We start from the raw sequence: 9,847 nt of genomic DNA, 5'->3' as shown, positions 1-9,847 counted from the left end.
ATGCAGGACGAACCGACCAACATCCTCATCGTCGACGACGAGCCCGCCAACCTGCTGGTGTTGGAGACGGTGCTGGCCGACCCTGGCTACCGGCTGGTACGCGCGCACTCAGCCGACCAGGCGCTGCTGGCGCTGATGGCGCAGGAGTTCGCAGTCATGGTGCTGGACATACAGCTGCCGGACATGAACGGCATCGAGCTGGCCCGGCTCATCAAGGAGCGCAAGCGCAACGCCCACCTGCCCATCATCTTCCTGACGGCCTATTTCGGTCAGGACCAGGACCGGCTGCAGGGTTACGGCAGCGGTGCGGTGGATTACCTGCACAAGCCCGTGAACCCCGACGTGCTGCGCTCCAAGGTCGCGGTGTTTGCCGAACTGGACCGCAAGACGAGGGCGCTGCAGCGTGCCAATGTGGCGCTGCGCGGCGAGGTGGAAGAGCGCAGCCGCGCACAGGAGTCGCTGCGCGAGCTGAACGAGACGCTGGAGCGGCGCGTGTCTGAGCGCACCGAGGCGCTGCTGAAGGCCGACCGCCGCCTGCAAGCCATGATGAGCAGCATCACTGACGGCCTGCTCCTCGTGGAGCACGATGGCCGCATCGGCTACGTGAACGAGCAGGGCGCGCGGCTGCTGGGCCGTCAGGCCGGGGAACTGACCGGGCAGCCTTGCCACGAGGTGTTGGGTGACGGCGGCTTTGCGGCTGGCCTGGACAGCGCGCTGGCCGGCGGCCAGGCAACGTCGTTCGAGGCGCAGGCCGACGGCGGCGCGCGTTGGCTGCAGTGCCACTGCTACCCGTCGGCGGACGGCCTGTCCGCCTACTTCCACGACATCACCGACCGGCGCGAGCTGCAGCTGCGACGCGAGCAGCTGCTGGCTGCCGAACAGGCGGCCCGCAGCGCCGCTGACCATGCCGCGCGCGCCAAGGAGGAGCTGTTTGCCGCCATCAGCCATGAGCTGCGCACACCGCTGGCGGCCATCATCGGGTGGGTCAACGTGCTGGAGAACCCGGGCGTGCAGCCCGGCATGCTGCAACGTGGCGTGCAGGCCATTGCGCGCAACGCGCAGGCACAGTCTGTGCTGGTGGACGACCTGCTGGAGATGAGCCGCATCGTGGCCGGCAAGCAGCTGATGAACGTGCAGCGCGTGGACATGAATGCGCAGGCCGCCGCCGCGGCCGACACCGTGCGGCCCACGGCCCAGGCGCGCGGGCTGACGGTGGCACTGCGGCTCGCCGCCGAGCCCGCCGACGTCTTCGGCGATGCGGGCCGCCTGACGCAGATTGTCATGAACCTGGTCACCAATGCGATGAAGTTCACGCCGGCGGGCGGCACGGTCACGCTGCAGACCGTGGTTGCGGACGACGACGTGGAGCTGCACGTGTGCGACGACGGCCAGGGCATCGCCGCGGACTTCCTGCCCAGGCTCTTTGAGCGCTTCAGCCAGGCCGATGCGTCAGCGTCCAGCGTGCACGGCGGCCTGGGGCTGGGCCTGTCTATCGTGAAGAACCTGGTGGAGCTGCATGGCGGTGCGGTGGCGGCGCACAGCTCGGGCGTTGGGCAGGGCGCCGTGTTCAGCGTGCGCCTGCCGCGCGCGGGTCGTTCGCAGCCGCTGCGGGTCGAAAGTCCCGAAGACGATGCCGGCCCGGACGTGAGCATCGACGGCCTGCGCGTGCTGCTTGTGGATGACCACGCCGACGTGCTGGAAGCGCATGCACGGCTGCTGCAAGCGCGTGGCGCCGAGGTCGTCACGGCGGACTCGGGCGAAGCCGCGCTGACGCTGTTGCGAGATGAGCCCTTCGACGTGCTGCTGAGCGATCTGGGCATGCCCGGCATCGGCGGCTATGAGCTGATTCGGCTGGTGCGCGGGCAACTGGGGCTGGGCCCCGACCGCCTGGGTGCGGCGGCCGTGACGGCCTACGTGCGCCAGGCCGATTGCGACGCGGCGCTGGAGGCCGGATTCCAGCGCTGCCTGCGCAAGACCGCGTCGCCACAACGGCTGGCCCGCACCGTGGCGGAGCTGGCACCGTCGCGCCAACCGGCGGCTGACCAGCCGCTGCGTGCGCTGTTCGTGGAGGACAACCCGGACCTTCGCGAGCAGATCTCCTGGCTGCTGGAGGAGCTGGGCCTACAACTGCAGACCTGCGAGACCGCCGAGGCCGCGCTGGAGGCCTACGAGCCGGGCAGGTTCGATCTCGTCTTCACGGACGTCAGCCTGCCGGCCATGTCGGGCGTGGAACTGGCGCGCGCGATCCTGGCGCGCGTGCCAGACGAGTGGGTTGTGTTCTCGTCCGGCTACGCGATGGGCGACGACCTGGGCAGCTTCGGCCCCAACGTGCGGGCGCTGTTGAAGCCGTTCGACCTGGCGGACATCGAGCGGCTCACCGACCAGATCCGCGCCGACCTGGCGCGGCGCCGCGCTCGCTGAGGCCGCCGGGTTCAGCGGCCGCGGTGCGGGCCGTCATCGCGATCCCGGCCACGGTCCCAGCCATCGCGGCGGTCGTGGTCATGGCCGCGATGCTCCCAGCGCCCACCGCGGTCATCCCAGCGGCGATAGGACTGCTCGTAGACCACGCGGGGCGGCGGTGCGTAATAGACGTCGCGCACCACGTAGCGGGGCGCCGGGCGGTACACCGGCGGCGGCGGGGCGTAGTAAACCGGTGCCGGCTCCACGTAGTAGCGCGGTGCGTTGGAGACGATCACGCCCGCGGCGGGCACATTGATGCCGATGGACCAGCGCGTCTCCGCATGGGCGGCGCCTGCGCCCAGCAGAGCAGCACCGGTGGCGAGGGTGACAAGGGCGGAACGAAGCATGGTGAACCTCCTGCAAGCGGCGCCGCGTGTGCGGGCCGTGCATCAACAACGCCGTCCGAGGGGCGTCGTTGACGAGGCTTGGGCGCAAGTCGTAAGCGGGTGTGCGAGCACCTCTCGACGCTTCACAATGCTTTGCAATCTAGTGCTTGCAGATCGGACGGCATGACGAACGTGCGACATTCTTCCGGGCGCTGGTTACCCTCTCAGAAGGTATGGCGGCGATGAAGCGCAGGGCAGCGCTGCGGTGTCTGCGTACGACGCAGCGGCTGGTGCGTGCTGCGCTGCGCGGCGGCGACGGCGACCGTGCCTGGTCGGCCATCCATGCATTGCGCGCGCGCGGCTCGGCCGAGATGTTGGCGCTGCTGCATCGCCTGTCTCGCAGGGCCGGCTGGCGGCACCGTGCGCTGGCGATGAACGTCGCTGCGCAACTGATGCGAGGACGCGGGAGCGGCGCCGCTTTCGCATTGGAGGCCACGCAGCAGCTGCTGCTGGCGGGGCTCGGTGACTCGCATGCCGCCGTGCTGCGTGCGACCGTTGCCGGACTTGGCCATCGACCGCACCCGGCAGCGCTGCCACACCTGGTTCGCCTGGCGACGCATGCCGACGACGGCGTGCGGTTCAACGTGGCGTTCGCGCTCGGCGCGTACGAGGAGCCGCCGGCCGCCGAAGCGCTGCTGATGCTCGCGCGCGATCCGCGCCGTGACGTGTGCGACTGGGCCACGTTCGCGCTGGGGGCGCAGCACGACGCCGACACGCCGGCCATTCGCGCGTGTCTGTGGCAGAACGTGCACGACCCCGATGACGACGTGCGCTGTGAAGCGCTGATCGGGCTGGCCAGGCGCGGCGACCCGCGGTTGGTCGACCACCTGCTCGCGCGCCTTGCCGATGCCGACGATGTCTGGGTGCTGGAGCTGGAAGCCGCGGAAAAGCTGGGGGACCCGCGGCTGATTCCGTCGCTGCAAGCCCTGGCACAACGCACGGGTGAAGATCTGGGTGCGCAGAACGAGTGGGCGCGGCAGTGGCGTGCGACGTTGTCTGCGTGTGGCGCGCCGCTGCAGGTCTGAGCCTGCGAGATCCGACTGATTTCGGGTTGACCCTTAGGTGATGTTGCGTGCCCGCCCTGCGTGGCATGCACGATGCGAGTTGGTGCGCGATTTTCGAGACTTGCACCACGGCCATGCACCCACGTTGAGGTGTGCGCCGCGATGGAGACAAGTCTCATGAATCTGCGCCGCCACCTTGCCTGGGCGGGCGTTGCCATCCTCGGCGCTGCATCCCTCGCCACCGTGGCCCTGAGCCGCGGCGAGACGATCAGTGCGCTGTGGGTCGTGGCCGCCGCCTTGTGCACTTACCTGATCGCCTACCGCTACTACAGCCTGTTTCTCGCGAACACGGTGCTGGGGCTGGACCCCAAGCGCCAGACGCCCGCCTGGAAGTACAACGACGGGCTGGACTACGTGCCCACCAACAAGCACGTGCTGTACGGCCACCACTTCGCGGCCATTGCCGGCGCCGGCCCGCTGGTGGGCCCAGTGCTCGCGGCGCAGATGGGCTACCTGCCTGGCCTGCTGTGGATCCTGGCCGGCGTCGTGTTCGCCGGTGCGGTGCAGGACTTCATCGTGCTGTTCATCTCCACGCGGCGCGACGGCCGTTCGCTGGGAGAGCTGGTCAAGCAGGAGATGGGCACCATCCCCGGGCTGATCGCGCTGTTCGGCGCGTTCATGATCATGATCATCATCCTGGCCGTGCTGTCGCTCATCGTCGTGAAGGCGCTGGCGGACTCGCCCTGGGGCCTGTTCACGGTGGCGGCCACCATCCCGGTGGCGCTGTTCATGGGCGTGTATCTGCGCTTCATCCGCCCGGGCCGCATCGGCGAGGTGTCGGCGATCGGCTTCGTGCTGCTGATGGCGGCGATCTTCGGCGGCCAGTGGGTTAGCGAGCACCCGACGCTGGCCGCGCTATTCACGGTGGCGCCGACCACGCTGGTGTGGATGCTGGTCGGCTACGGCTTCGTCGCCGCGTGCATTCCCGTGTGGCTGCTGCTGGCGCCGCGCGACTACCTCAGCACCTTCCTGAAGATCGGCACCATCGTCGCGCTGGCCATCGGCATCATCATCGTGGCGCCGCCGCTGAAGATGCCTGCGCTGACGCAGTTCGCTGGCGGTGGCGGCCCAGTCTGGGCCGGGAGCCTGTTCCCCTTCCTGTTCATCACCATCGCCTGCGGCGCGGTGTCGGGCTTCCATGCGCTGATCTCGTCGGGCACCAGCCCGAAGCTGCTGGAGAACGAGACCCACGCGCGCTACATTGGCTACGGCGGCATGCTGGCCGAGAGCTTCGTCGCGGTGATGGCGTTGGTGGCAGCCTCGTGCATCGAGCCGGGTGTGTACTTCGCGATGAACAGCCCGGCGGCGGTGGTCGGCAAGGATGCCGCGACCGTGGCGCAGACGCTGTCCACCTGGGGCTTCGTCGTGACGCCCGAAATGCTGACGCAGGCTGCGTCGGACGTCGGCGAGAAGACGATCCTGGCGCGTGCCGGCGGCGCGCCGACGCTGGCCGTGGGCATGGCCGAGATCCTGCATCAGGTCATCGGCGGCAAGGCCATGATGGCCTTCTGGTACCACTTCGCCATCCTGTTCGAGGCGCTGTTCATCCTGACCGCCGTGGACGCGGGCACGCGCGCCGGCCGCTTCATGCTGCAAGACCTGCTGGGCAGCTTCGTGCCGTCGCTGAAGCGCACCGAATCCTGGGTGGCCAACGTCATCGCCACCGGGCTGTGCGTGGCGACCTGGGGCTACTTTCTCTACCAGGGCGTGGTCGACCCGCTGGGCGGCATCAACACGCTGTGGCCGCTGTTCGGCATCGGCAACCAGATGCTGGCCGCCGTCGCGCTGCTGCTGGGCACCGTCGTGCTGTTCAAGATGAAGAAGGACCGCTACGCCTGGGTCACCGCGTTGCCGGCGGTCTGGCTGCTGGTCTGCACGATGACTGCGGGCTGGCTGAAGATCTTCTCCAGCGACCCGAAGCTGGGCTTCCTGGCACATGCCGACAAGTACGCCGCGGCGATCGCCAAGGGCGAGGTGCTGGCGCCGGCCAAGTCCCTGGAGGCGATGTCACGCGTGGTCTTCAACGACCGGCTGGACGCCGCGCTGTGCGCGCTGTTCATGGGCGTGGTCATCAGCGTGCTGATCTACAGCGTGAAGGCCATCGCCGCCGCGCGCCGCACGAGCAAGGTGACGGCGCAGGAAACGCCGTTCGTCGCGCTGCCGGGGGGCCAGCATGCGTGAGCTGCGCCGCGATCTGGCCCAGGCGGGTCGGTATCTGACGCAGAGCCTGCGCCTGATGGTGGGCGTGCCGGACTACGGCAGCTACCTGGCCCACCACCGCGCCGCACACCCGGACCGTGAGCCGATGACGTATGAAGAGTTCTTCAGGGAGCGGCAGGCCGCGCGCTACAGCGCGCGCGTCGGGAAGTGTTGCTGACCCAGTGGTACAAGGCCGCTCATGCCGGCCGTGAACGACGATGCCCTCCCTGAAGGCTACTTGCTTGTGCCAGGGTTGCTGTCCCTGGAACAGCGTCAGGTGCTCATTGACCAGCTCGGCGCGCTGCCGGCAGGCACTGCCGGCGAAAGGGAACTGCTGGACCGCCCCTGGTGCCAGGCGCTGGCGCGCCGGCTGACCGACCACCCGGCTTTGCGCCTCCAGCTGCCTGCCGATGCGGTGGCCGTGCAATGCACGCTCTTCGAGAAGTCGACCGAGCGCAACTGGCTGGTCTTCCTCCACCAGGATCTCGTCATTCCGGTTGCAGAACGGGTGACGCATCCAGCGTTGACGGTCTGGTCCGTGAAAGGCGGGCGCCACTTCGTGCTGGCACCTCCTCACCTGCTGGCCCGCATGACCGCGCTGCGGCTGCATCTGGACGATGCGACCGCGGCCGATGGCGGCCTGCGCTTCGTGCCGGGCTCGCACCAGGCCGGTGTGCTGGACGACGCCGGCGCGCTGCACTGGCGACACCAAGCTGGCGAGGTGGCCGTCGATGCCCGCGCGGGCGACGCGCTGCTGATGCGGCCCCTGGTGTTGCACGCGTCGTCCAAGGCAACGACCACCGTCGGGCGGCGGCGCGTGCTGCATTTCCTGTTCGGGCCGGCAGCATTGCCCTATGGCCTGCGTTGGGCCGCTCACGCCTGAGCGCGCACGAAAGAAAGCCGCTCTGGCAGAGCGGCTCTGTTGGGTGCGGCCGAGAAGGCCGCCACGTGCCTCAGGCCTTGCTGGTGCGACGACGGCGGGCGGCAGCGCCCATGCCCAGTGCCGCGATGCCGACCAGCGCCAGCGAAGCCGGCTCCGGCACCGTGCCGCCATCGCCCACGACGACGGTGATGTTGGTGCGCGCCACTTCCTGCCCGTTGCCGAAGGCCGCCAGGAAGATGGAGTAGGTGCCGTCGACGGTAGGGTTGAAGGCCGCGTTCAGCCAGCCGAAGTTCTGCGAGTTCTGCGCGATGGCGTTCGCGGCTGCCAGACCGGCTTTGGTGGCGGCGGTCGCATCGGTGCCGTTGCCCTGCGTCGTGCCGCCATTGCCGAACGAGTTGTCGTCGAAGACGGCGAGCGGGTCCATTTCCAGGTAGGTCGTGCCCACGCCGGCATTGGTGTCGATGCCGAGCACATAGGTGTAGGAGCTGACCCGTGCCGTGCCGGCGTTGATCGAGAAGTCGAAGTTCCAGGACGCCAGGTTGTTGAAGCCGTACAGCGAGTACGCGGTGGTGTCGCTGAAGGTGTAGGTGCCGGCGTTATCGGTGGGCACGTTGTTGGTCGGCGTGGGGAAGCGTTCCCGGGCCCGCAGCGCGAGCGTGACGCCGCTGCCGGTTTCAGCGGTCCAGCCGTTGTCGCCAACGCCCGAGCCGAAGATGGCCGTGATGGTGGCAGGCGCTGCGTGGGCGCTCATCGTCGCCAAGGCCATTGCGGCGGCGAAGAGGAAGCGCTTGGCGCCGGTGCGGGTGGTTGTCTCCATGGAATCTCCTGTGTGTTTTTCAGTGGCTGGGAGTAGCCGTGTTGCATTCAGCAACATATATGCCATTGAAAATTTCCCATGCAAATCAATGACTTGCCGATAGGAGAAAGGCAACTGAAGGTTAAATGTAAGGTTTGTCGACTGCGCCGCACGCTACGCAGTGCAGCAATCCGACGGCCTGCGGCGATACCGGCGGCACCCGTCCGCATCGGCCCGCATCCCACCCTTACAGCGTCGCGCTGCGCTTGCGCGCCATCGGCGGGTTCTTGGCGAAGTAGCGCGCAATGCCGGCGGCCAGCGCGTCCACCAACTCGTCCTGGTAGTCGGGGTCGCGCAGCTTCTTCTCTTCTTCAGGGTTGGAGATGAAGGCGGTCTCGACCAGGATGCTGGGGATGTCCGGCGCCTTCAGCACCGCGAAGCCGGCCTGTTCCACGCGCGGCTTGTGCAGGCGGCCGACCTTGCCGATCTGGCCCAGCACTTCCTTGCCCAGCTTCAGGCTGTCCTTGATCTGTGCGGTGGTGCTCATGTCCAGCAACGCGCGCAGCACGTTGGCGTCCTTCGTGGCGGCGCCGACGTTGACGCCGCCCACCATGTCGGCCGCGTTCTCCTTGTTGGCCATCCAGCGCGCGGCGGCGCTGGTGGCGGCGCCGTCGCTGAGCGCGAACACCGATGCGCCGCGCGCCTGGCGGTTGATGAAGGCATCGGCATGGATGGACACGAACAGGTCGGCCTGCACGCGCCGCGCCTTGCGCACGCGGTCCTGCAGCGGCACGAAGAAGTCCTTGTCGCGTGTCATCAGTACGCGGATGTTGGGGTTGGTTTGCAGGCGATCGCGCAGCTTCAGGCCCACGGACAGCACGACGTCCTTCTCCTTCAGCCCCGTAGGGCCTACGGCGCCGGGGTCCTCGCCGCCGTGGCCAGGGTCCAACGCGATGACGATGAGCTGGTCCATCGCCGCTGCTGCGGGCGCCTTCGGCTCGGGCGCGGGTCTGGGCGCTGCTGCCACCGGCGGGGCGGCGGGTGGCGGCGCGGGAGGCTGCGGCGGTCGTTCGATCTTCTGGATCAAGTCCTCCAGCGCATCGTTGACGGCGCTGGCCGCCGCCTCCGCGCGGCGCGCGGCGGCGGGTGGCTTGTTGTGCTCCTGCACCAGCGCGACGAGCGGGTCGACCTCCACGCGCGGGTGCAAGTCCAGCACCAGCCGGTGCTTGTAGGCGGCCACGGGTGCCAGCGTGAACACCTGGGGCGCGGCCGGCTGCTTCAAGTCAAGCACGAGGCGCACCACAGTGGGCGTGTTCTGGCCCACGCGCACGCCAGCGATGTAGGGGTCGTCGGCCTTCACCTTGCCGATCAGCTCGCGCAGGCCCGGACTCAGCTGCAGGCCGTCGACGTCGATGACCAATCGATGCGGCGAGTCGACGAGGAAGTGTTTCGCCGCCAGCGGCTGGTCGGACTCGATGGTCACGCGCGTGTAGTCGGCCGCGGGCCACACGCGCACGGCCACGATGCTGGCGCGGCCGCCCGCGGCCAGCGTCAGCGGTGCCTGCAGCAGCAGCGCGAGCAGGCCAAGCGAGTCGCGGCGCTTCACTGCAAGGCCTCCACCAGCGCCGGGCTGCCGACGGCGCGCACACGGCGGCTGTCGTCGGGCTGCAGTTCGATGAACAGCTGCAGGTCGGCCGGCGGCAACTGGCCGGCGGCCTTCTCGGGCCATTCGCACAGCTTCAGCCCGGGCGCGGCGAACACGTCGCGAAAGCCCGCGTCCTCCCACTCGCGCGGGTCGCCGAAGCGATAGAAGTCGAAATGGCTGGCCGTGCCGCCGCCCGGAAGTTCATAGCTTTCCATGACGGCATAGCTGGGGCTCTTGATGCGGCCCTGGACCCCCAGCGCGCGCAGCAGCAGGCGCGTGAACGTCGTCTTGCCTGCGCCGAGCGGGCCGTGCAGTTCGATGACGGCGTTGGGGGAGGGGAGCAATGCCGCCGCAAGTGTTTCAGCGGAAGCCTGGGCCGCGGCCTCGTCGGGCCACATCACTTGGGTTTCTAAA

General features: G+C 68.8%; 9 protein-coding genes. 5 read left to right on the top strand and 4 right to left on the bottom strand.

The genetic code is table 11. From position 1 onward, the window contains the following. The gene (locus tag ACG02S_RS06435) at positions 1-2,421 is read left to right on the top strand and encodes a response regulator (protein ID WP_394469613.1); all 2,421 of its coding nucleotides are present in this window, start codon (positions 1-3) and stop codon (positions 2,419-2,421) included. Between the two features lie 11 nt (positions 2,422-2,432). Here ACG02S_RS06435 and ACG02S_RS06430 read toward each other — a convergent pair whose 3' ends face one another. After that, a complete protein-coding gene (locus ACG02S_RS06430) occupies positions 2,433-2,807 on the bottom strand; it encodes a hypothetical protein (protein WP_394469612.1) in 375 nt (124 codons plus the stop codon). Positions 2,808-2,953: 146 nt separating this feature from the next. Between ACG02S_RS06430 and ACG02S_RS06425 the strand changes: the two genes are divergently transcribed. The 4 genes from ACG02S_RS06425 to ACG02S_RS06410 all read left to right on the top strand — a co-directional run bounded on the left by ACG02S_RS06425 (position 2,954) and on the right by ACG02S_RS06410 (position 6,992). After that, entirely contained in the window at positions 2,954-3,871 is a 918-nt protein-coding gene (locus ACG02S_RS06425; protein ID WP_394469611.1) for a HEAT repeat domain-containing protein, read from the top strand. A 156-nt stretch (positions 3,872-4,027) separates the two neighbouring features. After that, on the top strand, positions 4,028-6,091 hold the full coding sequence (locus ACG02S_RS06420) for a carbon starvation CstA family protein (protein WP_394469610.1): 2,064 nt from the start codon (positions 4,028-4,030) through the stop codon (positions 6,089-6,091). Continuing rightward, positions 6,084-6,287, top strand: coding sequence for a YbdD/YjiX family protein (locus tag ACG02S_RS06415; RefSeq protein ID WP_394469609.1), 204 nt, complete (start codon positions 6,084-6,086; stop codon positions 6,285-6,287). The genes ACG02S_RS06420 and ACG02S_RS06415 overlap by 8 nt, the downstream gene beginning before the upstream one ends. Before the next feature lie 21 nt (positions 6,288-6,308). After that, positions 6,309-6,992 carry a phytanoyl-CoA dioxygenase family protein gene (locus ACG02S_RS06410; RefSeq protein WP_394469608.1) on the top strand — a complete coding sequence of 228 codons (684 nt, stop codon included), beginning with the start codon at positions 6,309-6,311 and terminating at the stop codon, positions 6,990-6,992. 70 nt (positions 6,993-7,062) lie between these two features. Here ACG02S_RS06410 and ACG02S_RS06405 read toward each other — a convergent pair whose 3' ends face one another. The 3 genes from ACG02S_RS06405 to tsaE all read right to left on the bottom strand — a co-directional run bounded on the left by ACG02S_RS06405 (position 7,063) and on the right by tsaE (position 9,831). Further along, on the bottom strand, positions 7,063-7,809 hold the full coding sequence (locus ACG02S_RS06405) for a PEP-CTERM sorting domain-containing protein (protein ID WP_394469607.1): 747 nt from the start codon (positions 7,807-7,809) through the stop codon (positions 7,063-7,065). 226 nt (positions 7,810-8,035) lie between these two features. Beyond that, positions 8,036-9,394, bottom strand: a complete 1,359-nt coding sequence (locus ACG02S_RS06400) for an N-acetylmuramoyl-L-alanine amidase (protein ID WP_394469606.1) — start codon at positions 9,392-9,394, stop codon at positions 8,036-8,038. After that, positions 9,391-9,831, bottom strand: coding sequence for a tRNA (adenosine(37)-N6)-threonylcarbamoyltransferase complex ATPase subunit type 1 TsaE (gene tsaE / locus ACG02S_RS06395; RefSeq protein WP_394469605.1), 441 nt, complete (start codon positions 9,829-9,831; stop codon positions 9,391-9,393). The genes ACG02S_RS06400 and tsaE overlap by 4 nt, the downstream gene beginning before the upstream one ends. Between the last annotated feature and the right edge of the window lie 16 nt (positions 9,832-9,847).

Origin of the sequence: Pelomonas dachongensis, assembly GCF_043555865.1 — a bacterium.
In the GTDB taxonomy this organism is placed as follows: Bacteria; Pseudomonadota; Gammaproteobacteria; order Burkholderiales; family Burkholderiaceae_C; genus Pelomonas; species Pelomonas dachongensis.
This window is presented reverse-complemented; position numbering and strand designations above follow the sequence as displayed.